General features: G+C 39.2%; 39 protein-coding genes (1 of these 39 cut by a window edge). 36 read left to right on the top strand and 3 right to left on the bottom strand.

Annotation, left to right across the window (positions count from 1 at the left end; translation table 11 throughout):
• Window positions 1-3: 3 nt before the first annotated feature.
• The 35 genes from rplB (at window position 4) to ACLHDF_RS31245 (ending at window position 19,820) form a co-directional block, all read left to right on the top strand.
• Window positions 4-834, top strand: coding sequence for a 50S ribosomal protein L2 (gene rplB, locus ACLHDF_RS31075; RefSeq protein ID WP_013081374.1), 831 nt, complete (start codon window positions 4-6; stop codon window positions 832-834).
• Between the two features lie 57 nt (window positions 835-891).
• The gene (gene rpsS, locus ACLHDF_RS31080) at window positions 892-1,170 is read left to right on the top strand and encodes a 30S ribosomal protein S19 (RefSeq protein WP_013054931.1); all 279 of its coding nucleotides are present in this window, start codon (window positions 892-894) and stop codon (window positions 1,168-1,170) included.
• Window positions 1,171-1,189: 19 nt separating this feature from the next.
• The gene (gene rplV / locus ACLHDF_RS31085) at window positions 1,190-1,531 is read left to right on the top strand and encodes a 50S ribosomal protein L22 (protein ID WP_013054932.1); all 342 of its coding nucleotides are present in this window, start codon (window positions 1,190-1,192) and stop codon (window positions 1,529-1,531) included.
• Between the two features lie 3 nt (window positions 1,532-1,534).
• Window positions 1,535-2,191: a 30S ribosomal protein S3 gene (gene rpsC, locus ACLHDF_RS31090; protein WP_116741845.1), complete on the top strand. Its 657-nt coding sequence runs from the start codon at window positions 1,535-1,537 to the stop codon at window positions 2,189-2,191.
• Window positions 2,192-2,193: 2 nt separating this feature from the next.
• Window positions 2,194-2,628 (top strand): 50S ribosomal protein L16, encoded by a 435-nt coding sequence (gene rplP, locus ACLHDF_RS31095; RefSeq protein WP_013054934.1) that lies wholly within the window; start codon window positions 2,194-2,196, stop codon window positions 2,626-2,628.
• Window positions 2,618-2,818: a 50S ribosomal protein L29 gene (rpmC, locus tag ACLHDF_RS31100; RefSeq protein ID WP_013054935.1), complete on the top strand. Its 201-nt coding sequence runs from the start codon at window positions 2,618-2,620 to the stop codon at window positions 2,816-2,818. Before rplP ends, rpmC begins: the two co-directional genes overlap by 11 nt.
• 25 nt (window positions 2,819-2,843) lie before the next feature.
• Complete coding sequence (rpsQ, locus tag ACLHDF_RS31105) at window positions 2,844-3,107, top strand: 30S ribosomal protein S17 (protein ID WP_013054936.1); 264 nt, start codon at window positions 2,844-2,846, stop codon at window positions 3,105-3,107.
• A gap of 51 nt (window positions 3,108-3,158) precedes the next feature.
• Window positions 3,159-3,527: a 50S ribosomal protein L14 gene (rplN, locus tag ACLHDF_RS31110; protein ID WP_413922215.1), complete on the top strand. Its 369-nt coding sequence runs from the start codon at window positions 3,159-3,161 to the stop codon at window positions 3,525-3,527.
• 49 nt (window positions 3,528-3,576) lie between these two features.
• The gene (rplX, locus tag ACLHDF_RS31115) at window positions 3,577-3,888 is read left to right on the top strand and encodes a 50S ribosomal protein L24 (protein WP_013054938.1); all 312 of its coding nucleotides are present in this window, start codon (window positions 3,577-3,579) and stop codon (window positions 3,886-3,888) included.
• 31 nt (window positions 3,889-3,919) lie between these two features.
• Window positions 3,920-4,459, top strand: a complete 540-nt coding sequence (rplE, locus tag ACLHDF_RS31120) for a 50S ribosomal protein L5 (protein ID WP_413922216.1) — start codon at window positions 3,920-3,922, stop codon at window positions 4,457-4,459.
• Between the two features lie 33 nt (window positions 4,460-4,492).
• Window positions 4,493-4,678, top strand: a complete 186-nt coding sequence (locus ACLHDF_RS31125) for a type Z 30S ribosomal protein S14 (RefSeq protein WP_013054940.1) — start codon at window positions 4,493-4,495, stop codon at window positions 4,676-4,678.
• Window positions 4,679-4,708: 30 nt separating this feature from the next.
• Window positions 4,709-5,107 (top strand): 30S ribosomal protein S8, encoded by a 399-nt coding sequence (gene rpsH / locus ACLHDF_RS31130; RefSeq protein ID WP_013054941.1) that lies wholly within the window; start codon window positions 4,709-4,711, stop codon window positions 5,105-5,107.
• Between the two features lie 30 nt (window positions 5,108-5,137).
• A complete protein-coding gene (gene rplF, locus ACLHDF_RS31135) occupies window positions 5,138-5,677 on the top strand; it encodes a 50S ribosomal protein L6 (RefSeq protein WP_013054942.1) in 540 nt (179 codons plus the stop codon).
• A 32-nt stretch (window positions 5,678-5,709) separates the two neighbouring features.
• Window positions 5,710-6,072 (top strand): 50S ribosomal protein L18, encoded by a 363-nt coding sequence (rplR, locus tag ACLHDF_RS31140; RefSeq protein WP_013054943.1) that lies wholly within the window; start codon window positions 5,710-5,712, stop codon window positions 6,070-6,072.
• A gap of 20 nt (window positions 6,073-6,092) precedes the next feature.
• Window positions 6,093-6,593, top strand: a complete 501-nt coding sequence (rpsE, locus tag ACLHDF_RS31145) for a 30S ribosomal protein S5 (RefSeq protein WP_116077804.1) — start codon at window positions 6,093-6,095, stop codon at window positions 6,591-6,593.
• A gap of 14 nt (window positions 6,594-6,607) precedes the next feature.
• Window positions 6,608-6,790: a 50S ribosomal protein L30 gene (rpmD, locus tag ACLHDF_RS31150; RefSeq protein WP_013054945.1), complete on the top strand. Its 183-nt coding sequence runs from the start codon at window positions 6,608-6,610 to the stop codon at window positions 6,788-6,790.
• A 33-nt stretch (window positions 6,791-6,823) separates the two neighbouring features.
• On the top strand, window positions 6,824-7,264 hold the full coding sequence (gene rplO, locus ACLHDF_RS31155; RefSeq protein ID WP_013054946.1) for a 50S ribosomal protein L15: 441 nt from the start codon (window positions 6,824-6,826) through the stop codon (window positions 7,262-7,264).
• A complete protein-coding gene (gene secY, locus ACLHDF_RS31160; RefSeq protein ID WP_013054947.1) occupies window positions 7,264-8,556 on the top strand; it encodes a preprotein translocase subunit SecY in 1,293 nt (430 codons plus the stop codon). Before rplO ends, secY begins: the two co-directional genes overlap by 1 nt.
• 66 nt (window positions 8,557-8,622) lie before the next feature.
• Window positions 8,623-9,276 (top strand): adenylate kinase, encoded by a 654-nt coding sequence (locus tag ACLHDF_RS31165; protein ID WP_413922217.1) that lies wholly within the window; start codon window positions 8,623-8,625, stop codon window positions 9,274-9,276.
• Entirely contained in the window at window positions 9,273-10,019 is a 747-nt protein-coding gene (gene map, locus ACLHDF_RS31170) for a type I methionyl aminopeptidase (RefSeq protein WP_014462024.1), read from the top strand. The genes ACLHDF_RS31165 and map overlap by 4 nt, the downstream gene beginning before the upstream one ends.
• Window positions 10,020-10,254: 235 nt before the next feature.
• Window positions 10,255-10,473: a translation initiation factor IF-1 gene (gene infA, locus ACLHDF_RS31175; RefSeq protein WP_010285101.1), complete on the top strand. Its 219-nt coding sequence runs from the start codon at window positions 10,255-10,257 to the stop codon at window positions 10,471-10,473.
• Window positions 10,474-10,510: 37 nt separating this feature from the next.
• A complete protein-coding gene (gene rpmJ, locus ACLHDF_RS31180) occupies window positions 10,511-10,624 on the top strand; it encodes a 50S ribosomal protein L36 (RefSeq protein WP_003156543.1) in 114 nt (37 codons plus the stop codon).
• A gap of 24 nt (window positions 10,625-10,648) precedes the next feature.
• Window positions 10,649-11,014 (top strand): 30S ribosomal protein S13, encoded by a 366-nt coding sequence (gene rpsM / locus ACLHDF_RS31185; RefSeq protein ID WP_013054950.1) that lies wholly within the window; start codon window positions 10,649-10,651, stop codon window positions 11,012-11,014.
• Window positions 11,015-11,037: 23 nt separating this feature from the next.
• A complete protein-coding gene (rpsK, locus tag ACLHDF_RS31190) occupies window positions 11,038-11,427 on the top strand; it encodes a 30S ribosomal protein S11 (protein WP_013054951.1) in 390 nt (129 codons plus the stop codon).
• 180 nt (window positions 11,428-11,607) lie between these two features.
• A complete protein-coding gene (locus ACLHDF_RS31195; RefSeq protein WP_013054952.1) occupies window positions 11,608-12,552 on the top strand; it encodes a DNA-directed RNA polymerase subunit alpha in 945 nt (314 codons plus the stop codon).
• Between the two features lie 44 nt (window positions 12,553-12,596).
• The gene (gene rplQ / locus ACLHDF_RS31200) at window positions 12,597-12,959 is read left to right on the top strand and encodes a 50S ribosomal protein L17 (protein ID WP_013054953.1); all 363 of its coding nucleotides are present in this window, start codon (window positions 12,597-12,599) and stop codon (window positions 12,957-12,959) included.
• Window positions 12,960-13,096: 137 nt separating this feature from the next.
• Window positions 13,097-13,936 carry an energy-coupling factor ABC transporter ATP-binding protein gene (locus tag ACLHDF_RS31205; RefSeq protein ID WP_413922218.1) on the top strand — a complete coding sequence of 280 codons (840 nt, stop codon included), beginning with the start codon at window positions 13,097-13,099 and terminating at the stop codon, window positions 13,934-13,936.
• Window positions 13,912-14,781: an energy-coupling factor ABC transporter ATP-binding protein gene (locus ACLHDF_RS31210; RefSeq protein ID WP_413922219.1), complete on the top strand. Its 870-nt coding sequence runs from the start codon at window positions 13,912-13,914 to the stop codon at window positions 14,779-14,781. Before ACLHDF_RS31205 ends, ACLHDF_RS31210 begins: the two co-directional genes overlap by 25 nt.
• Window positions 14,778-15,575: an energy-coupling factor transporter transmembrane component T family protein gene (locus ACLHDF_RS31215; RefSeq protein WP_413922220.1), complete on the top strand. Its 798-nt coding sequence runs from the start codon at window positions 14,778-14,780 to the stop codon at window positions 15,573-15,575. Before ACLHDF_RS31210 ends, ACLHDF_RS31215 begins: the two co-directional genes overlap by 4 nt.
• 18 nt (window positions 15,576-15,593) lie before the next feature.
• A complete protein-coding gene (truA, locus tag ACLHDF_RS31220) occupies window positions 15,594-16,334 on the top strand; it encodes a tRNA pseudouridine(38-40) synthase TruA (RefSeq protein WP_413922221.1) in 741 nt (246 codons plus the stop codon).
• A gap of 156 nt (window positions 16,335-16,490) precedes the next feature.
• Window positions 16,491-16,928: a 50S ribosomal protein L13 gene (gene rplM / locus ACLHDF_RS31225; RefSeq protein WP_209150827.1), complete on the top strand. Its 438-nt coding sequence runs from the start codon at window positions 16,491-16,493 to the stop codon at window positions 16,926-16,928.
• Window positions 16,929-16,950: 22 nt separating this feature from the next.
• The gene (rpsI, locus tag ACLHDF_RS31230) at window positions 16,951-17,343 is read left to right on the top strand and encodes a 30S ribosomal protein S9 (RefSeq protein ID WP_413922222.1); all 393 of its coding nucleotides are present in this window, start codon (window positions 16,951-16,953) and stop codon (window positions 17,341-17,343) included.
• A gap of 111 nt (window positions 17,344-17,454) precedes the next feature.
• On the top strand, window positions 17,455-17,877 hold the full coding sequence (locus tag ACLHDF_RS31235) for a DUF2521 family protein (RefSeq protein WP_413922223.1): 423 nt from the start codon (window positions 17,455-17,457) through the stop codon (window positions 17,875-17,877).
• A gap of 70 nt (window positions 17,878-17,947) precedes the next feature.
• Window positions 17,948-18,655 carry an N-acetylmuramoyl-L-alanine amidase CwlD gene (gene cwlD / locus ACLHDF_RS31240; protein WP_413922224.1) on the top strand — a complete coding sequence of 236 codons (708 nt, stop codon included), beginning with the start codon at window positions 17,948-17,950 and terminating at the stop codon, window positions 18,653-18,655.
• A gap of 91 nt (window positions 18,656-18,746) precedes the next feature.
• Window positions 18,747-19,820, top strand: a complete 1,074-nt coding sequence (locus ACLHDF_RS31245; protein ID WP_413922225.1) for an Mrp/NBP35 family ATP-binding protein — start codon at window positions 18,747-18,749, stop codon at window positions 19,818-19,820.
• Window positions 19,821-19,858: 38 nt separating this feature from the next.
• Here the strand turns inward: ACLHDF_RS31245 and ACLHDF_RS31250 are convergent, their stop codons facing one another.
• On the bottom strand, window positions 19,859-20,767 hold the full coding sequence (locus tag ACLHDF_RS31250) for a LysR family transcriptional regulator (protein ID WP_413922226.1): 909 nt from the start codon (window positions 20,765-20,767) through the stop codon (window positions 19,859-19,861).
• Window positions 20,768-20,954: 187 nt separating this feature from the next.
• Window positions 20,955-21,584, bottom strand: coding sequence for a spore germination lipoprotein GerD (gerD, locus tag ACLHDF_RS31255; protein ID WP_413922227.1), 630 nt, complete (start codon window positions 21,582-21,584; stop codon window positions 20,955-20,957).
• Between the two features lie 145 nt (window positions 21,585-21,729).
• Here gerD and ACLHDF_RS31260 point away from each other — a divergent pair, with 145 nt between their 5' ends.
• On the top strand, window positions 21,730-22,350 hold the full coding sequence (locus ACLHDF_RS31260; protein ID WP_413922228.1) for a KinB-signaling pathway activation protein: 621 nt from the start codon (window positions 21,730-21,732) through the stop codon (window positions 22,348-22,350).
• A gap of 44 nt (window positions 22,351-22,394) precedes the next feature.
• Here ACLHDF_RS31260 and pdaB read toward each other — a convergent pair whose 3' ends face one another.
• Window positions 22,395-22,832, bottom strand: partial view of a polysaccharide deacetylase family sporulation protein PdaB gene (pdaB, locus tag ACLHDF_RS31265; protein WP_413922229.1) — the 3' portion only. 327 nt of this gene lie beyond the right edge of the window; only the last 438 of its 765 coding nucleotides appear in the window; its start codon lies off the right edge, out of view; its stop codon occupies window positions 22,395-22,397.

The raw sequence follows: 22,832 nt of genomic DNA on the forward strand, positions 1-22,832 counted from the left end.
GAGATGGCGATTAAAAAGTATAAACCAACCTCAAATGGTCGTCGTGGCATGTCAGTTTCTGATTTCGCTGAAATTACTACTGACAAACCAGAAAAATCGTTACTTGCACCTGTCAAGAGAAAAGGTGGTCGTAACAACCAAGGTAAATTGACTGTTCGTCACCAAGGTGGTGGGCACAAGCGTCAATACCGTATCATCGATTTTAAACGCGATAAAGATGGAATACCTGGACGCGTTGCTACAATCGAGTATGATCCAAACCGTTCAGCTAACATCGCATTAATTCACTATGCTGATGGTGAAAAACGTTACATCCTTGCTCCTAAAAACCTAAAAGTAGGTTTAGAAGTTATGTCAGGTCCTGAAGCTGACATTAAAGTAGGTAACGCACTTCCTTTAGCTAACATTCCTGTTGGTACAGTAGTACACAACATCGAATTGAAACCTGGTAAAGGTGGACAATTAGTTCGTTCTGCAGGTACATCTGCTCAAGTACTTGGTAAAGAAGGTAAATACGTATTAGTACGTTTAACTTCTGGTGAAGTACGCATGATCCTTGCAACTTGTCGTGCAACTGTAGGTCAAGTTGGTAACGAACAACACGAGTTAATCAACATCGGTAAAGCCGGTCGTTCTCGTTGGTTAGGTATCCGTCCAACTGTACGTGGTTCTGTAATGAACCCTAACGATCACCCACACGGTGGTGGTGAAGGACGTTCTCCAATCGGACGTAAGTCTCCAATGAGTCCATGGGGTAAACCAACACTTGGTTACAAAACTCGTAAGAAGAAAAACAAATCCGATAAATTTATCGTTCGTCGTCGTAAAAAATAACGGGATTGAGCTACGGTTCAAACGAACCGTAGGACAATCACGAAGGGAGGTTCATTTATGGGTCGCAGCTTAAAGAAAGGACCTTTTGTAGATGACCATTTAATCAACAAAATTGAGAAGTTAAACGAAACTGACAGCAAGCAAGTGGTAAAAACTTGGTCTCGTCGTTCAACTATCTTCCCTCAGTTCATTGGTCATACAATTGCTGTATATGACGGTCGTAAACATGTACCAGTTTATGTTACTGAAGACATGGTAGGTCACAAACTTGGTGAATTCGCACCATCTCGTACTTACAAAGGTCACGCAAGTGATGATAAGAAAACAAGACGCTAATATGAGAGGAGGCTTTTAAATGCAAGCTAAAGCTGTCGCGAGAACAGTACGTATTGCTCCTCGTAAAGTTCGTTTAGTTGTAGATTTAATTCGAGGTAAGCAAGTGGGTGAAGCGCTAGCAGTGCTACTTCACACACCAAAGGCTGCTTCTCCAGTCGTTGAGAAAGTATTAAAATCTGCTATTGCCAATGCAGAACACAATTATGAAATGGACGCTAACAATTTAGTTATTACTGACGCTTTTGTTAACGAAGGTCCAACTTTAAAACGTTTCCGTCCACGCGCTATGGGACGTGCAAGCCAAATCAACAAGCGCACAAGCCACATCACAATCGTGGTATCAGAAAAGAAGGAGGGATAATTCATGGGTCAAAAGGTAAATCCGGTCGGTCTTCGCGTCGGTGTCATCCGTGATTGGGAATCAAGATGGTTCGCTGGCAAAGACTACGCTGACTTATTACATGAAGACTTAAAAGTACGTGAATATATCGCTAAACGTTTAAACGATGCAGCTGTTTCTAAAGTTGAAATCGAACGCGCTGCTAACCGCTTAAACGTAACGATCCACACTGCAAAACCTGGTATGGTAATTGGTAAAGGTGGTACTGAAGTAGAATCACTTCGTAAAGCTCTTAACCAATTAACAGGCAAGCGTGTACACATTAACATCCTTGAAATTAAACGAGCAGACTTAGATGCTAAACTAGTAGCTGAAAACATCGCTCGCCAACTTGAGAACCGTGTATCATTCCGTCGTGCTCAAAAGCAAGCTATCCAACGTACTATGCGCGCTGGCGCACAAGGTATCAAAACAATGGTATCTGGTCGTTTAGGCGGAGCTGATATTGCTCGTTCTGAATATTACAGTGAAGGTACAGTTCCACTTCATACACTTCGCGCTGATATTGACTATGCTCACGCTGAAGCAGATACTACTTATGGTAAACTTGGTGTGAAAGTATGGATCTATCGTGGAGAGGTTCTTCCTACTAAAAAGAAAACAGAGGAAGGAGGAAAATAATTATGTTATTACCAAAACGCGTTAAATATCGTCGCGAACACCGCGGAAAAATGCGTGGACGCGCTAAAGGTGGTACGGAAGTACATTTTGGTGAATTCGGTTTACAAGCTACTGAAGCTTCTTGGATTACAAACCGTCAAATCGAAGCTGCTCGTATCGCAATGACTCGTTACATGAAACGTGGCGGTAAAGTATGGATTAAAATTTTCCCTTCTAAACCTTATACTGCTAAGCCTCTAGAAGTCCGAATGGGTTCTGGTAAAGGTGCTCCTGAAGGTTGGGTAGCAGTTGTTAAACCTGGAAAAGTAATGTTTGAAATTTCAGGTGTATCTGAAGAGGTTGCACGTGAAGCTTTACGTTTAGCTGCACACAAGCTACCTGTAAAATGTAAGTTTGTAAAACGTGAAGAAATTGGTGGTGATTCTAATGAAAGCTAATGAAATTCGTGACCTTACCACTGCTGAAATTGAACAAAAAGTTAAGGCTTTAAAAGAAGAGTTGTTTAACCTTCGTTTCCAATTAGCGACTGGACAATTAGAGAATACTACTCGTATTCGCGAAGTGCGCAAATCGATCGCTCGTATGAAAACTGTAGTTCGTGAAAGAGAGATTGCTGCTAATAAATAATTAAGTCTGAGAGGAGGCTTTCAGAATGAGTGAACGCAACCAACGTAAAGTTTACACTGGCCGCGTAGTTTCTGACAAAATGGATAAGACTGTTACTGTTCTTGTTGAAACTTACAAAAAGCATTCGCTTTATGGCAAGCGTGTAAAATACTCAAAGAAATTCAAAGCTCACGATGAAAACAATACAGCTCAACTAGGCGATATCGTGAAGATCATGGAAACTCGTCCGTTATCAGCTACTAAACGTTTCCGTCTAGTAGAAGTTGTAGAAAAAGCTGTTATCATCTAATAGTTAAGATAGATCGGATAAGAATGATTCATCCGAAGGGAGGTTTCGTACATGATTCAACAAGAATCTCGTTTAAAAGTTGCAGACAACTCTGGTGCACGTGAGGTACTTACTATTAAAGTACTTGGTGGTTCAGGTCGTAAGACAGCAAACATTGGTGATGTTATCGTTTGTACGGTGAAACAAGCAACACCAGGAGGCGTTGTTAAAAAAGGTGACGTTGTTAAAGCTGTTGTTGTACGTACAAAAAGTGGTGTTCGCCGTAATGACGGTTCTTACATCCGTTTCGACGAAAATGCTTGCGTAATCATCCGTGACGACAAAGGACCACGTGGTACTCGTATCTTCGGACCAGTTGCTCGTGAATTACGTGATAACAACTTCATGAAGATCGTATCATTAGCTCCAGAAGTTATCTAATTGATATATAGAACAAATACAAAATGCCTTTTAAGGAGGTGCGAATAGGATGCATGTTAAAAAGGGCGACAAAGTAGTGGTTATCTCTGGTAAAGACAAAGGTAAGCAAGGTGAAGTACTTGCAGCTTTCCCAAAGAAAGACCGTGTACTTGTTGAAGGCGTGAACGTTGTGAAAAAACACTCTAAACCTTCTCAAGTAAATCCACAAGGTGGAATCGTTAGCCAAGAGGCACCTATCCACGTATCAAACGTAATGCCGTTGGATCCTAAATCTGGTGAGCCAACTCGTGTTGGGTACCAAGTTATCGATGGCAAAAAGGTACGTGTAGCAAAAAAATCTGGTGAAACTTTAGATAAATAATTAATGAAATGTGAAGGGAGGTTTAGTTCACATGAACCGTCTTAAAGAGAAATTTACAAAAGAAATTACTCCTGCTCTAGTTAGCAAGTTTAATTATCAATCTGTAATGCAAGTGCCAAAAATCGAAAAGATCGTAATCAACATGGGTATCGGTGATGCTGTTTCTAACTCAAAAGCTTTAGATAACGCTGTTGAAGAACTAGCTGAAATCACTGGTCAAAAACCTGTTGTAACTCGTGCGAAAAAATCTATCGCTGGTTTCCGTCTTCGTGAAGGTATGCCAATCGGTGCGAAAGTTACTTTACGCGGCGAGCGTATGTACGAATTCTTCGATAAACTAGTATCAGTATCACTTCCACGTGTACGTGATTTCCGTGGTGTATCTAAAAAAGCATTTGATGGTCGTGGAAACTACACATTAGGTGTTAAAGAACAATTGATCTTCCCAGAGATCGATTATGATAAAGTAACTAAAGTTCGTGGTATGGATATCGTTATTGTTACAACAGCAAACACTGATGAAGAAGCTCGTGAGCTTTTAACTCAGTTCGGTATGCCGTTCCAGAAGTAATAACTGCCAACGTTAAGCAGAGGAGGCGAAAATGTGGCTAAAAAATCAATGATTGCGAAGCAAAAACGCCAGCAAAAATTCCAAGTACAGGAGTATACACGTTGCGAACGTTGTGGACGTCCACACTCAGTACTACGTAAATTCAAGCTTTGCCGTATTTGTTTCCGTGAGCTTGCTTATAAAGGTCAAATTCCTGGTGTTAAAAAAGCTAGTTGGTAAAACCCAAGTTTGGGAAGGAGGTAAATTAATATGGTAATGACTGATCCTATTGCAGATTTACTAACTCGTATCCGCAATGCGAACATGGTTCGTCATGAGAAAATTGAAGTTCCTGCTTCTAACATTAAGAAGCAAATTGCAGAAATCCTTAAGCGTGAGGGTTTCGTACGTGATGTAGAATACATCGAAGACAACAAACAAGGTATTATCCGTATCTTCTTAAAATACGGTTCAAATAACGAACGTGTAATTACAGGCTTAAAACGTATCAGTAAACCTGGTCTACGTGTTTATGCAAAAACTAACGAAGTACCACGTGTACTTAACGGTTTAGGTATCGCAATCGTTTCTACTTCTCAAGGTGTTTTAACTGACAAAGAAGCTCGTCAAAAGCAAACTGGTGGAGAAGTATTAGCGTACGTTTGGTAATAAGTTTTAAATGTGAATGGAGGTGTAACTATGTCACGTGTTGGTAAAAAGCCTTTAGAACTTCCAGCAGGTGTTACAGTTACGAACGAGAGCAACACTGTAACTGTAAAAGGACCAAAGGGTGAATTAACTCGTACATTCCACCCTGAAATCGAAATCAAAGTTGAAGACAACGTATTAGTTGTTAATCGTCCTAGCGACAATAAAGAGCACCGTGCTCTTCACGGAACTACTCGTAGCCTTTTAGGTAACATGGTTGAAGGTGTTACTAAAGGATTCGAACGTGGTTTAGAATTAGTCGGTGTAGGTTACCGTGCACAAAAATCAGGTAGCAAATTAGTATTGAGCGTTGGATACTCTCACCCAGTTGAGATTACTCCTGAAACAGGAATCGAAATCGAAGTTCCTTCTCAAACTAAGATCGTTATTAAAGGTATTGATAAAGAACGCGTAGGTGCATTAGCTGCAAATATTCGTGACGTTCGTCCACCAGAGCCTTACAAAGGTAAAGGTATTCGTTACGAAGGCGAATATGTACGTCGTAAAGAAGGTAAAACTGCTAAGAAGTAATGCCGGTTAGGTAAAAGAAAGGAGTGCCCGAAATGATCACGAAGCTTGATAAAAACAAAGTTCGTAAAAAAAGACATGCTCGTGTTCGTGCGAAGTTATCTGGAACTGCAACTCGTCCGCGTTTAAACGTGTTCCGTTCTAATCAACATATTTACGCACAAGTTATCGACGATTTAAATTCAGTAACAATCGCAAGTGCTTCAACGTTAGATAAAGACCTGACTTTAGAAAGCACTGGTAACACTGAAGCTGCTATTAAAGTTGGCGAATTAGTCGCTAAACGCGCAGTAGAAAAAGGTGTAAACGAAGTAGTATTCGACCGTGGCGGTTATTTATATCATGGCCGTGTTAAAGCATTAGCTGACGCTGCTCGTGAAGCTGGATTACAATTCTAATTGTAAAAGGAGGGAAAATCATGCGTCGTATTGATCCAAATAAATTAGAGCTTGAAGAACGTGTTGTTACCGTTAACCGCGTAGCTAAAGTTGTGAAAGGTGGACGTCGTTTCCGCTTCGCTGCATTAGTTGTAGTTGGTGACAAAAACGGTCACGTTGGATTCGGTACTGGTAAAGCACAAGAGGTACCAGATGCAATCCGTAAAGCAATTGAAGATGCGAAGAAAAACTTAATTACTGTACCTATGGTTGGTACATCTATTCCACACGAAATCCTTGGACAATTTGGTGCAGGTCAAATTTTCTTAAAACCTGCTTCTGAAGGTACAGGAGTTATCGCTGGTGGTCCAGTTCGTGCGGTATTAGAATTGGCTGGCGTAAGTGATATTCTATCTAAATCTTTAGGTTCAAATACTCCAATCAACATGGTACGTGCAACTCTTAACGGTTTAGCTAACCTAAAACGTGCTGAAGATGTTGCAAAACTACGTGGCAAGACTGTAGAAGAACTGTTAGGATAAGGGAGGGATATAGAATGGCAAACAAACTAGCAATTACCCTTACTCGTAGCGTAATTGGTCGTCCAGAAGATCAACGTGTAACTGTTCGTACACTTGGCCTACGTAAGTTAAATCAAACTGTCGTTCAAGACGATAATCCTGCAATTCGCGGAATGATTAACAAAGTAGCTCACCTTGTTACAGTAAAAGAGCAATAAGTATAAATTGTCACTCTAAGGAGGTGCTCCGGAATGAAACTTCATGAATTGAAACCAGCTGAAGGTTCACGTAAAGTACGTAACCGTGTAGGTCGTGGTACTGGTTCAGGTAACGGAAAGACTTCAGGTAAAGGTCACAAAGGGCAAAACGCTCGCTCTGGCGGTGGCGTAAGACCTGGCTTCGAAGGTGGTCAAACTCCTTTATTCCGTCGTCTTCCAAAACGTGGGTTCACTAATATCAATCGCAAAGAATATGCGATCGTTAATTTAGAAGCTCTTAACCGTTTTGAAGATGGAACTGAAGTAACACCAGAATTATTAATCGAAACTGGTTTAGTAAGCAAAGCAAAAGCTGGCGTTAAAGTACTAGGAAACGGTACATTAAACTCTAAGCTAACTGTTAAAGCTGCTAAATTCTCTTCAACTGCTAAAGAAGCTATCGAAGCTGCTGGCGGTACAGTTGAGGTGATCTAATGTTTCAAACAATCTCCAATTTAATGCGCGTGCGTGAAATAAGACAAAAAATCTTTTTCACTTTGTTAATGTTAATTGTCTTCCGAATTGGTACATTTATTCCTGTGCCAAGTGTTAATACGGATGTACTAAAATTGCAAGATGGGTTAAATGTATTCGGGGTTCTGAATACATTTGGCGGCGGCGCGTTAAAAAACTTCTCCATTCTTGCTATGGGCATTATGCCTTATATTACAGCATCCATCATCGTCCAATTATTGCAGATGGATGTTGTACCTAAGTTTACAGAATGGTCAAAGCAGGGAGATGTTGGGCGCCGTAAATTAGCTCAAGTAACTCGTTATGGAACAATTGTGCTTGGATTTATCCAGGCTTTAGGTATGTCTATAGGATTCAACAATATTTCGGGCGGACAATTGATCGCTAATCCAGGAATTTCTACGTATCTTCTAATTGCTACAGTGTTAACGGCAGGTACTGCCTTCTTAATGTGGTTAGGAGAGCAGATTACTGCAAAAGGCGTAGGTAATGGTATTTCTATTATTATCTTTGCTGGTATTGCGGCTGGTATTCCGACAACATTAAATCAAATTTATGCACAGCAATTTGAAGACGTTGGGGATCAATTATTCATTCGTATCGTAACGGTAGTTTTAATTGCCATCGCAGTTTTAGCTATTATTGTTGGGGTTATTTACTTCCAACAAGCGCTACGAAAAATTCCTATTCAATATGCAAAGGGTTCAGCTGGTCGTAATCCTGTTGGAGGTCAATCCACTCATTTACCGTTAAAAGTAAATGCTGCTGGGGTTATTCCTGTTATCTTTGCAGTTTCATTTATTATCACACCACCAACAATTGCATCATTTTTCGGTCCAAATGATGTAACAACGTGGATTCAGAATACATTTGACTATACTAAGCCAATTGGTATGATAGTGTATGTAGCGTTAATCATTGCTTTTTGTTACTTCTATACATTTGTTCAAGTTAATCCTGAACAAGTTGCAGAAAACTTGAAAAAGCAAGGTGGCTACATCCCAGGCATACGTCCTGGTAAAAGCACACAAGCATATTTAACGAAAGTGTTATATCGTCTGACATTAATCGGTTCGATATTCCTTGCGTTAATTGCTGTGTTGCCGGTTCTGTTCATCAAAATTGCAAACCTACCATCATCTGCTCAGATCGGCGGTACTAGTTTGTTAATTGTTGTCGGTGTAGCTCTTGAGACAATGAAGCAGCTTGAGAGTCAATTAGTGAAACGTCATTATAAGGGATTTATTAAGTAAAGCTGTTTAGTGGGAAGCAAGCTGCTTTCCCATTAAACGGATAAGATACTGAGGGGGAAGCAAGAAATGAATTTAGTGTTAATGGGTCTTCCTGGTGCTGGGAAAGGTACTCAAGCAGAAAAAATCGTTGAGCATTACGATATCCCTCATATCTCAACAGGAGATATGTTCCGAGCTGCAATTAAAGAAGGAACGCAACTAGGTTTAAAAGCTAAATCATTTATGGACCAAGGTAACCTTGTTCCTGATGAAGTAACAATTGGAATTGTGCGCGAGCGTTTAAACAAAAAAGATTGTGAAAATGGCTTTTTACTTGATGGCTTCCCAAGAACAGTGGCCCAAGCAGAAGCTCTTGAAACAATTACAAAAGAACTAAACAAGCAAATTGATTATGTGATTAATATTGATGTAGATCAAAGCATTTTAATGGAGCGTCTTACTGGACGCCGCATTTGTAAAGATTGCGGAGCTACTTACCACTTAGTATTCAATCCTCCTGCGAAAGAAGGAGTTTGTGACAAATGTGGTGGCGAGCTTTACCAACGTGCAGATGACAATGCTGAGACGGTTTCAACTAGACTTTCAGTTAATGTTAAACAATCTCAACCTTTGCTTGATTTCTATCGAGAAAAAGGTTATCTACGCAATATTAATGGTAATCAAGATATTAACATTGTGTTTGAGGATGTTCGTCAATTACTTGCTGGGGTTAAGCAATGATCATTTGCAAGACACCAGAGGAAATTGAGGTCATGCGTGAAGCTGGACGAATCGTGGCTTTAACTCATCAAGAGTTAAAAAAACATATCGCTCCAGGTATTACGACTATAGAATTGGATGCAATTGCTGAAAATTTTATTCGTCAACATGATGCAATTCCGTCTTTTAAAGGGTATAATGGTTTTCGCGGCAGTGTATGTGCTTCTGTGAATGAAGAATTAGTTCATGGTATTCCGGGAGAACGCAAACTTAATGAAGGAGATATCATCAGTTTAGACATCGGAGCTAAATTCGGTGGCTATCACGGTGATTCAGCTTGGACATATGGAGTGGGAAAGATTTCATTAGAAAATCAAGAGCTGCTTGATGTGACTGAGCAATCTCTCTATAAAGGATTAGCAGAAGCTAAGCCGGGTGAGCGTTTGTCGAATATTTCACATGCTATTCAACAGTACGCAGAATCACGTAACTTTTCGATTGTAAGAGAATATGTCGGCCATGGGGTTGGCAAAGACTTACATGAAGATCCGCAAGTACCTCATTATGGTCCACCGAATAAAGGACCGCGTCTACGTCCAGGCATGGTATTGGCAGTTGAGCCAATGGTGAATGCTGGTATGCGATATGTAAAAACATTACCTGATAACTGGACAGTAGTGACAGTGGATGGTAAAATGTGTGCGCACTTCGAACATACTATTGCTATTACTGAGACGGGATATGAAATTCTGACAGCATTGTAATGTTAAAGGATGTTATCTCTATCCATTCCTCGCTAGATGCACTGGACAGTAAACAGTAATTATCTAAATTCACGATGATCGTTTTTCGTCTGAATTGCTGTTAAAATGGTAAAGATGTATATTAGCGTCAATCATCTTGAATTTAATGATTACGATCTCCGGATGTTCAGAACAGGTTCTTTTTAAGTCGTTTAATGATAGCTTGTTACTGTTTCAAAGAAAGGAGAGCACTTTAATGGCAAAAGACGATGTAATTGAAGTTGAAGGTACAGTTGCTGAGACTTTACCTAACGCTATGTTCAAGGTAGAATTAGAAAATGGTCATACAGTACTTGCTCACGTATCAGGAAAAATTCGCATGCATTTCATTCGAATCTTACCTGGTGATAAAGTAACTGTAGAATTGTCACCATACGATTTAACTCGCGGTAGAATTACGTACCGTTTCAAATAAAACCTATGCACTCCGTACTATCAAGGAGGTATGAAACATGAAAGTCAGACCATCAGTTAAACCAATCTGCGAAAAATGTAAAGTTATCCGTAGAAAAGGTAAAGTAATGGTAATTTGTGAAAACCCTAAGCATAAACAAAAACAAGGTTAATCAATAAGGAGGTGCACTATTCATATGGCACGTATTGCTGGTGTTGATATTCCTCGTGACAAGCGTGTAGTAATTTCATTAACATACATTTTTGGTATTGGTCGTCCAACTGCTGAAAAAGTTCTAGCTGAAGCTGGAGTTTCTGAAGATACTCGCGTTCGTGACTTAACAGAAGAAGAATTAGGTAAAATTCGTGATATTTTAGATAGCTATAAAGTAGAAGGCGATCTTCGTCGTGAAGTTTCTTTAAACATCAAACGTTTAATTGAGATTGGTTCATACCGTGGTATCCGCCACCGTCGTAGTTTACCAGTTCGTGGTCAAAACAGTAAAAACAATGCTCGTACACGTAAAGGCCCACGCCGTACTGTAGCGAACAAGAAGAAATAATTAGTAAGGGAGGTCATTAACAGATGGCACGTAAAACTAATACACGTAAACGTCGCGTGAAAAAGAATATTGAAGCTGGTGTAGCTCATATTCGCTCAACGTTTAACAATACTATTGTAACAATTACAGATGTTCACGGTAATGCGATTGCTTGGTCTAGTGCAGGCGCACTTGGCTTCAGAGGTTCTCGTAAATCTACTCCATTTGCTGCGCAAATGGCTGCTGAAACTGCTGCAAAAGTTTCTATGGATAACGGAATGAAAACTCTTGAAGTTACAGTTAAAGGCCCTGGTGCTGGTCGTGAAGCAGCTATCCGTGCTCTTCAAGCTGCAGGTTTAGAAGTAACAGCTATTAAAGATGTTACTCCTGTACCTCACAACGGATGCCGCCCACCAAAACGTCGTCGTGTATAATTAATATGTATAGATTCTATTTCGTTGTCTATAATGATGATGGTGTAGAATTTATTCATGCAACGAAATGTTTTCCATTTGTTGTGCACATTCGGGAACTGTCTAATAGGGAATTTCGGTTAGGCATTTGAGAAATCAGCCGTCTAGCCGAGGTTTCGACGTTTTGAAGGAGGGTTTATATTGATAGAGATTGAAAAGCCAAAAATCGAAACGGTAGAAATCAGCGATGATAGAAAGTACGGTAAATTCGTCGTCGAACCACTTGAGCGTGGATATGGTACTACTTTGGGTAACTCCTTACGTCGTATCCTATTATCCTCACTCCCTGGTGCAGCTGTAACATCTATTCAAATTGAAGGTGTATTACATGAATTTTCAACAGTTCCTGGAGTTGTTGAAGATGTAACAAACATCATTTTAAACGTTAAGAAATTAGCGTTAAAGATTTACTCTGATGAAGAGAAAACACTTGAGATCGATGTTAAAGGTCCTGGTACAGTAACGGCTGCTGACATTCAAGCAGACAGCGATATCGAAGTTCTAAATCCAGATCTTCATATTGCAACACTTGAGTCAGATGCTCATTTCCGTATGAGACTTACTGCTCGCACAGGTCGAGGCTATAATCCTGCCGATGCTAACAAGCGTGAAGACCAACCAATTGGTGTACTTCCAATTGACTCAATCTATACGCCTGTTACTCGCGTATCGTATTATGTAGAGAATACTCGTGTTGGTCAAATGACAAATTACGATAAGTTAACATTGGATGTTTGGACTGACGGTAGCATCGAGCCAGAAAAAGCTGTTGCTTTAGGTGCAAAGATTCTAACTGAACACTTAAATATCTTCGTTAACTTAACAGATGAAGCTCAAAAAGCAGAGATCATGGTAGAAAAAGAAGAAGATCAGAAAGAAAAAGTTCTAGAGATGACGATCGAGGAACTGGATTTATCTGTTCGTTCTTACAACTGCTTAAAACGAGCAGGCATCAATACTGTACAAGAGCTTGCTAATAAAACAGAAGAAGATATGATGAAAGTTCGTAACTTAGGCCGTAAATCTTTAGAAGAAGTTAAAGCTAAACTTGAAGAATTAGGTTTGGGTCTACGTAAGGACGACTGATTATATCTACCTGTTTAACTACTTAACAAAGGAGGGGACCTCACATGTCTTACCGTAAATTAGGTCGTACAAGCGCACAACGCAAGGCGCTTCTTCGTGATTTAACAACTGATTTAATCATCAGTGAACGCATTGAGACAACTGAAGCTCGTGCAAAAGAATTACGTTCAACTGTTGAAAAAATGATTACTTTAGGTAAACGTGGAGATCTACACGCTCGTCGTCAAGCTGCATCTTACATCCGTAATGAAGTAGCTAACGAAGAAGCTGGTCAAAGCGCTTTACAAAAACTATTCAGCGATATCGCTACTCGCTACGAAGATCGCCAAGGCGGTTACACTCGTATCTTAAAAGTTGGACCTCGCCGTGGTGACGGTGCTCCAATGGTTATCATTGAATTAGTTTAATATTTTTAATACAGATAGAAAAGGGCGAGACAGTGTGTAACTAGTCGTTGCCCTTTTTTTATACCTTAAACCGGATAAATAGCGTAAAAAACAATGTAGGCAATGCTGCAATAGAAAAAGCTGAGAGGAAGATAGTGTTGAAAGAAATGTCTTTAGAGGTAAAAGATTTATGCTTTCGATATGATCCTGAAGCAGACCTAACATTAGACCACCTTTCTTTCTCTGCTTATAAAGGTGAATGGTTAGCGATAGCTGGACACAATGGATCTGGTAAATCGACGCTGGCACGAATCCTAAACGGTCTTTTGCTGCCTGAAAAAGGAACGGTTCGAGTGGGTAATACCCTTTTATCTGAAGAAACAATATGGGATGTGCGCAAGCAGATAGGAATGGTGTTTCAAAATCCGGATAATCAATTTGTTGGCTCAACCGTTCAAGACGATATTGCATTTGGGCTTGAAAATAACGGGATTCCATTTGAAATTATGGAAAAACGTATACCTGAAGCAATCCAAATGGTCAATATGAGTGCTTTTCTTGATCAAGAGCCTCATCAGCTATCAGGTGGACAAAAACAGCGTGTGGCCATTGCGGGTATAATTGCCGTGCAGCCATCTGTCATCATTCTAGATGAAGCAACATCTATGTTAGATCCTATTGGACGAAGTGAAGTAATTGAAACTGTTAGAAAATTAAAAGAAGAAAAACAACTGACGGTTATTTCAATTACACATGATTTAGATGAAGTAGCAATGGCTGACAGAGTCATTGTAATGAACAAAGGGAAGATCTATGCAACAGGTACCCCACGCGAAGTATTTGCATTAGGTTCCAAGTTAACGGATATTGGACTAGACTTGCCGTTTTCCGTTAAACTAAGCCATCGTTTTGCTTCCGTAGGAATTCCTTTATCAAAAATTCATTTAACAGATGAGGACTTGGTGGACGAACTATGGACATTATATTCAAAGAAGTAGAGCATCGTTATCAAGTTAATACACCATTTGAACGAATTGCTTTACATGACTTAAATTTAGACATTCAATCAGGTACATTTTTGGCTGTTATTGGCCATACTGGTTCTGGGAAATCAACAATTATACAGCATCTGAATGCCTTATTGAAGCCAACTTCTGGTGAAATTCAAATCGGTGAACGCACCATTAAAGCAAATCGAAAAGAAAAGAATTTAAAAGCTATTCGTCAGCAAGTAGGCGTTGTGTTTCAATTTCCTGAGCATCAGCTTTTTGAAGAAACGGTGGAAAAAGATATAGCTTTTGGACCAATGAATTATGGTGTTTCAGAAGAAGAAGCAAAGCAAAAAGCAAGAGAGCTCATCAAGTTAGTAGGTTTACCAGAGGATATCCTTAACAGATCTCCTTTTGATTTGAGTGGTGGACAAATGCGTCGCGTAGCGATTGCAGGCATTCTAGCGATGAATCCAAATGTGCTAATTTTAGATGAGCCAACTGCTGGGTTGGACCCTAGAGGGCGTCAAGAGATTATGAATATGATTTATCATCTTCATAAGGAAAAAGGCTTGACGACGATTCTCGTGACTCACAGCATGGAAGATGCAGCTATGTACGCTGATGAGCTAATTGTGATGAATAAGGGAACGATTGCGATGAAAGGATCACCTAGAGAAGTGTTTGGTCAGCATAACCAGCTAAAAGAATATGGATTAGATGTTCCAGAATCGCTTCGCTTTATGCTGAAACTGCAAGAGAAATTTCAGCTGGAAGCATCGGATACGGTTATTACCTTTTCAGAAGTTGTGGAGAAAGTGCAGCACCTCATGCAGCAAGGTGAACGATTATGATGAACTCAATCATTATTGGTAAGTATGTGCCTGGTCATTCTGTTGTTCATCGAATGGATCCTCGAGCTAAGCTGCTTCTTGTATTCGCATATGTATTAATTGTGTTTGTGGCAAATAACCCTATGGGCTATGCTTTTTTAGGTGTGTATACCCTTGCGATAGTAGCGATGAGCAAAGTGCCCGTTTCTTTTATTTTAAGAGGGTTGAAGCCCGTGTTATTTATTATTGTCATCACGTTTCTTTTGCATATCTTCATGACAAAGGAAGGTCCTCTTTTGTTTGAATGGGGATGGTTTTCTGTCTATAAAGGCGGTCTTATTCAAGGTGTTTTAATTTCCTTACGCTTCTTGTTCTTAATTTTAATTACAACGATGCTAACGTTAACGACTACGCCCATTGAAGTAACAGACGGAATGGAAAGCTTGCTGAATCCATTTAAAAAGCTCAAGCTTCCTGTACACGAACTAGCTTTAATGATGTCCATTTCTCTTCGCTTTATCCCTACGTTGATGGAAGAAACGGATAAAATTATTAAAGCGCAGACAGCACGAGGAGTGGACTTTAGTAGCGGTCCCATTACGAATCGTTTGAAAGCCGTCGTTCCTTTACTTGTTCCTTTATTTATAGGTTCGTTTAAGCGTGCTGAAGAGTTAGCTATTGCCATGGAGGCAAGGGGCTATAAAGGCGGAGAAGGGCGTACAAAGTACCGTCAATTGAAATGGAGAAGCATAGATACCATTATGCTTTTACTTCTGCTAGCAGTAGCAGTTGTTTTAGTGCTGATTAGAACGTAAAGATTGTTTGGTGAAAAGATGAGACGTTTAAAATGTATAGTTGCATATGACGGCACACACTTTTCTGGTTATCAAGTTCAGCCAAATAAGCGAACTGTTCAACTGGAGATTGAAGCCGTTCTGGAGAAAATGCATAACAAAAAAGTGCCGATTTACGCCTCTGGAAGGACGGACACAAATGTTCATGCACAGGGGCAAGTCATTCATTTTGATACAAACCTAAATATTCCATGTGATAAGTGGAAAAAAGCATTGAATTCAATGCTACCAGATGATATTGTAATGAAGAATGTATGTGAAGTTGATGCGCATTTTCACGCCCGGTATGACGTTACTTCAAAAGAGTATCGCTATTATATTTTGCGCGGCGAAGATCGAAATCCTTTCACTCGTTCTTATGCATACCATTATCCTTATTCATTAGACTACTCAAAAATGAAAAAAGCCATCACATATTTACTCGGTACACACGACTTTACAAGCTTTTGTTCAGCGAGGACAGAAGTGGAAGATAAGATTCGTACAATTTACAAGATTGATATGTATGAAGAGAATGATCAGCTTGTGTTTAGATTCGTTGGAAGTGGCTTTCTGTATAATATGGTTCGTATTCTTGTTGGAACGCTTTTAGAAGTGGGACAAGGCCGTATTGAAGCAGATACTATAAAAGATATTCTAGAAAGCAAATCACGTCCTCGTGCAGGGAAAACTGCGCCTTCGCAAGGACTATATTTATGGCGCGTTTTCTATGACAACTAAACCTGGTGTAACATTTTCTTGACATTAGTAGCTTAAAGATATAATATATCATATGGTATGTATTTTAACCCCACGGTTAGCCCCGGAAATTAATCGTGTTGAAATAGAAGGTTGAAATAATTTTATAATTGATGATGAAAATTAGGAGGGAAACTCATGCGTACAACTTTCATGGCGAAAGCAAACGAAGTAGAGCGTAAATGGTATGTTGTCGATGCTGAAGGTAAAACTTTAGGTCGTTTAGCAAGTGAAGTAGCATCAATCTTACGCGGTAAACATAAACCAACTTTTACACCACATGTTGATACTGGTGATCACGTGATCCTTATCAATGCGTCAAAAATTGAATTAACAGGTAAAAAATTAACTGATAAAATTTATTACCGTCACAGCATGCACCCAGGTGGTTTGAAACAACGTACAGCATTAGAAATGCGTACTAACTACTCTGAGAAAATGCTTGAATTAGGAATCAAAGGCATGCTTCCAAAAGGTAGCCTAGGCCGTCAAATGTTCAAAAAATTACATGTGTATGCTGGTGACACACATCCACATGAAGCACAAAAACCAGAAGTTTACGAACTTCGCGGATAATTAATAAGAGGAGGTTATTATCTTGGCACAGGTACAATATTACGGAACTGGTCGTCGTAAAAGCTCTGTTGCTCGTGTACGTTTAGTACCAGGTAACGGTCGCGTAACAATCAACGGTCGTGAAATCGAAGAATACATTCCATTTGCTGCACTACGTGAAGTAGTAAAACAACCACTTGCTTTAACTGAAACTGTAGGTAACTATGACGTATTTGTAAACGTTAATGGTGGAGGTTATGCAGGTCAAGCTGGCGCTATTCGTCACGGAATCTCTCGTGCTTTATTACAAGCAGACCCTGAATACCGTGGAACATTAAAACGTGCTGGTCTATTAACTCGTGACGCTCGTGCGAAAGAACGTAAAAAATACGGTCTTAAAGGCGCTCGTCGTGCACCACAATTCTCAAAACGTTAATTTTATATTACGTTTCAAGCCTTGGTCTTTGGACCAAGGCTTTTTTTATTTGTTGTTTGCGTATGAGACGAACGCTTGTGCAGACAATATGTAAAAAAGGGAGGCGTTATCGTGAACGAGGTTACATATTTAAAAGAAAAACGTTATGAAAAAGAAATGAAGTATGAACGCAAAGTCCTAAGAGAACTGTCGTTTGATTTGCTTCAAGAGAGGCTGCGCCGTTATTTTCATCCTATGTTTCAGTGGAATATGCTAGGAGACGAACATGTGGAGGAATATTGTCTTGATATTGCCATCGAATCATTTTTATTAGGTGCACGGGTGAGTAAATGTGGTAAAGGCTACGAAGACTCTCGGAAGCACAGTAAGCAGGAAGAGTCTCTTTTAATTGATACGTTGTACGGAGCGGTCAGCATGTCTGTAACAGATCTTTATCAAGATGGTTTGTATTATTTGTGTCAAGGATATGTGCAGGACTGGTGTAAAGAAGGCTATCGAACCGCAGAAAAAAGACGTCGGTTACGTTTGCATTAAAAAGTACTCATAATTCCCGTTCTTGTCCCATATAGAAATAAATAGGTGAGGCAAGAAGGGAAGGGATAAAATGTCTAAAGTAAAAATAATGAGCACAATTATAGCGCTTCTCGTTCTTTTTGTCATTGTACAATATCAGATAGATCATAAAACATCATCCGGTTCGCTTTCACTTCCTCTTAGCGGAAAAGTCATTGTGCTAGATCCTGGACATGGTGGCGTTGATGGAGGAGCGGTAGGAGAAGATAAGGTGCTTGAAAAAGAAATAACTCTTAAGATTTCGCTAATGCTTCGAGACTATCTGCAAGAGCAAGGAGCGCTTGTTATTATGACGAGAGAAAAAGACGAAGACCTAGCGGCTAAAGACACAAGAGGATACAGTCGGAGAAAAGTAGAAGACTTAAAAAATCGCTTAACGATGATCAATAAGTCGAATGCCGATTTGTACTTAAGTATTCACTTGAATGCTATTCCATCCTCTGCATGGAGAGGAGCCCAAACTTTCTATTACGGGTCCCTAAAAGAAAATGAACAAGTGGCCAAACTCATTCAACAGGAGCTAAGAAATAACCTGGATAATACGAGCCGTGAAGCAAAAGTGATTCAAACTCTTTACCTACTCAAGCATTCTAAACCACCCGGTGCATTAGTTGAAGTAGGATTTTTATCAAATCCTACAGAACGTAAAATGCTTCAATCGAAACGCTATCAAAAAAAGTTAGCTGAATCCATTTATGAAGGAGTCAGCCGATATTTTACTGGAGAAAAGCCCAAATAAAAAGCTTAGCATCCTTCTATTCAGAAAAATCTAATATGTATGATATACTTAATAATATAAATTAAATAGATTTTAACATGGTGGTGGGAGTATGCTAACGGAAAAGCAAGTAAAAGAAGTGGTAGGGGAAATTACAGATCCATTTTTAAATAAAAAACTATCAGAAACAGATGCGATTAAAGAAATAACAATCAAAGCTGAAAAACAGCATGTAAGTCTCAAGATTGCCGTTGCAAAAACAGGTACTAGCGAACAATTGAGCCTGCAAGGTACGATTGTGGACTCATTAAAAAAAGCAGGTATACAGTCGGTTGGACTGCGTTTTGTGGAGTTTACGCCTGAGGAACTTCAGCAGTATCGCGCTGAGCAACCGAATAATGGAAACTTACTAACTAGTCCAAATGCACCTGAATTTATTGCTATTGCAAGTGGTAAAGGAGGCGTTGGTAAATCAACAGTCTCTGTTAACTTGGCCGTTTCTCTAGCTCGTTTAGGCAAGAAAGTTGGTTTAATTGATGCCGATATTTATGGATTTAGCGTTCCAGATATGATGGGAATTACACAACGTCCTGTAGTAGAAGGTGAAAAGATTATTCCAGTTGACCGCTTCGGAGTGAAAGTTATTTCAATGGGCTTCTTTGTAGAAGATAATTCACCCGTTATCTGGCGAGGACCTATGCTTGGAAAAATGTTGACGAGCTTTTTTACAGAAGTTGAATGGGGAGAATTAGATTATCTTTTACTAGACTTACCTCCTGGAACAGGTGATGTCGCATTAGACGTTCACTCCATGCTTCCTGCTTGTAAAGAAGTCATTATTACGACACCACATCCTACAGCAGCATTTGTTGCAGCTAGAGCGGGTGCTATGGCTTTGAAAACTGATCATGAAGTGATTGGAGTTGTAGAAAATATGGCTTACTTTGAAAGCCAGCTAACAGGGGAAAAAGAGTACGTATTCGGTAAAGGCGGAGGTCCAAAACTTGCTGAGGAACTTCAGACAGAGCTTTTAGGACAGCTTCCGTTAAGTCAACCCGACTGGAATGAAGAAGATTTTGCACCTTCCATTTATGACGAATCGCATCGTTTAGGTCAAATATATGGAGAGATTGCGAATAAGATTGCATTTATTTGCGAAAATGAAAAAGCAGCGACAAGAAAATAACAAAAAGCACGCGCTCGAACAGCGCGTGCTTTTTGTTATTATACAGAGAGTTCAATCTGAGCCTTTTTTAGATCAAATGTAAGTTTTTGTTTTAAAAGAGCTAAAAAAGTTTTTCCAGGTGTACTTACGGTGTGGGACTGGTGCTTTAAAATGCCGATTGCAGGCCCCTCGTGCAAATCATGAATGGTTTTAACTACCACTTGATCTGGTGGAAGAGTTGCGCTTATTTGTGGAACAACAGCTATTCCTAAGTTTTCTTTTACAAAATGCTGAAGCGTGCCAATGGTGCCTAACTGTACTTTAGCAGGCAGTTGGCCTGTTCGTTCAAAGATTAGCTGCTCAATTTTCTTTTGAACAGAAGATTGCCCAGCTGTAATCAGAGTTTCATGTATCAAATCTTTTGCAAAAATTGTTTTTCTTTTTGTTAGAGCATGATTGAATGGTAGTAATAGCACAAGTTTTTCCGTTAGTAATGCCTCAAATTCTATATCTCTGAACGATTCTGAAACAGTACCAATCGCGAAATCGATTTCTTGATTGCGTATATGTTGATGAAGGTGCTTTTCGTCTGCAACGAGTAAGCTAATTTCCATGTTGGGATATCTTTTTTTAAATAATGAGAGAATGGAAGGCAGTCGACTGCTTGCTGTAGGCTCTGCAGCACCTATTCGAATAGTACCAGCTTCGCCTGTTGAATAATCCTTTAGCGTGTTATTCAGATATTCATATTCCTTTAATAAAATGTTTGCCCGCTCGTAAAAGATTTTACCTGCTTCAGTAAGCTTAATGCTTTTTCCTCGTTCTAAAAGCTTAAATCCTAATTCGGATTCTAATTTTTGAATATGCAGTGTAATGGTGGGCTGAGAGTACTTTAAATATTCAGCGGCTAATTGAAAGCTTCCTAAACGAACAATGGTTTGAAACGTTTTAATAACGCGAAATTCCATCGAATTCCCTCCTTTTGCTATAAAACGATTGTGTTAATTTATAATATTTTACCATAAAGCTAAGAGTCAAAGTTTACAATTCCAATAAAAATACTAAGTATTAAAAAATATAAAGAAGTCATTTAGATATTTTAATAAAAATAAATGACATGACTAAATACGCATCTCATATGAGATGCGTATTTAATCACTGCTGTTGCTGTTCTCCGCCCGAGTCAGATCCACCGGCAGAAGAATCACTATCGTCGCTGCTTTGTTTTTGTCCACCTTGTGTTTCTTCAGCGGCTTTTAAAAGAATGTCTTGAATTTTAGATTGATACAGAGGGCTATCAAACGTTTCGCTCATAATCTTTTGCAAATAAGTACGATATTCTTTACTCTTTAAAACAGTCAGTACTTCTTTCTCCATAGCCGGATCCTTTAAAACATCTTGAAGCATTCCTTGATATTCAGGATCTTTCATTAATTGTTTGATGACCGTCTTATTTTCCTTTTCTAGACTCTTAGCAAAGCTTTCAGCAAATTTAGGATCATCCATGGCTTTTTTCCAAAATTCCACGCCTTTATCTGATACTAGAGTTTGTGAAATTGTATCTTTTATCGCGTTTTGATCCATCAAAATATCTTGTCTAACAGAAGGATCTTTCATAATAGCCTCGACAGCTTTTTTTCCTTCATCTGTCTTTAAAATATCAACAACCATTTTCTTTGTCTGATCATAATCCATTCCATTGTTTTCTTCGTCTTGCGGTGCGCAGGCTGTAGCTAAAAGCATACACATTCCTATATAAATGAGGAGCATGAGTCGCTTTTTCATAGTAATGAGCTCCTTTCCTAATATGCTTACGATTAATATGAGATAATCAAGGTTTTTTATTCATAAAAGAGCTCTAGATTTTTCAAAACGTGATTGGTACAATTTATGAAAAGGTACAATTTTGTAACTTATGGGGGAGATGGAAGTGAATAGTCGAAATTGGGTTCGTCTATTTCTAACCACGTTAGCTGTTGGGGGTATAAGCACAGCTTTTGTTGGATTCGCGGTACGCTGGGGGGAATACGGTCATTTATTTCAACAAGGAAAAATAGGAGAAATTGTTGCTGTTTTAACATGGCTCGTAGGCGTAGGGTTTATTTTTAGTTTAATTAGTCAGATGGGGTTTTTTGCATATTTAACGATTCACCGATTTGGATTGGGGATTTTTAAATCTATATCTCTTTGGAAATCCGTTCAAATTATATTTATTTTATTTGTATTATTTGACGTTGCGTATTTTCGATATAAGTTCTTTCAACAACCGGGAGAAGGTATAGGTAAGTATATTTTGATAAGCGTTTTCTTATTAGCGGTAGGGTTGTTAGTGGCGTACGCAAAGAAAAAGCAAACGAATAAAGAGGCTTTTGTACCAGCGCTGTTTTTTATGATTGTTGTAACGACAATTGAATGGTTCCCAGCGCTGCGAACGAACGAAGAAAGCTGGCTTTACCTTATGTTGTTTCCACTTCTAATATGTAATATGTATCAACTTCTTATTTTGCCGAAACTTCTTACACATGCAAGAATAGCAAAAGCAGACAAATAGTATATTTGTCTGCTTTTGCTCTATATATACAGTCAGAATAGATGTTAGCGGATATCTTTTACTTGGGTTTTAGAATTTGAAATCAATGTTGAAACACTTACGTTTGAGACTTTTTTATTTTGTAATGAATTCTTGATATATGGAATAGCCTTTGCTGTTTGTTGGGCGGAGTCAGACGCGTGTAGCAATATAATATCTCCCCCATCTAAAGATTTTGTAACATTTGAGACAATTTTCTCAACCCCTGGATTTGTCCAGTCTTTGGAGTCAATGCTCCAGTGAACAGTTGTATAGCCTATATCCGATGTTAATTTTAAGATGTCTTTATTAAATTGTCCGTTAGGAGGACGAAGAAGGTGAACATCTTTAAGGCCTAGAGAATCAAAGACTTTCTTGGACTTTGCAAGATCTTGTCTAATCTCATTAGGTTTTAGGCTCGTATAAGAATTATAGTCATAGCCCATTGTGCCAATTTCGTGACC

It is taken from the genome of Priestia megaterium, from assembly GCF_046599315.1.
Classification (GTDB): domain Bacteria; phylum Bacillota; class Bacilli; order Bacillales; family Bacillaceae_H; genus Priestia; species Priestia megaterium_F.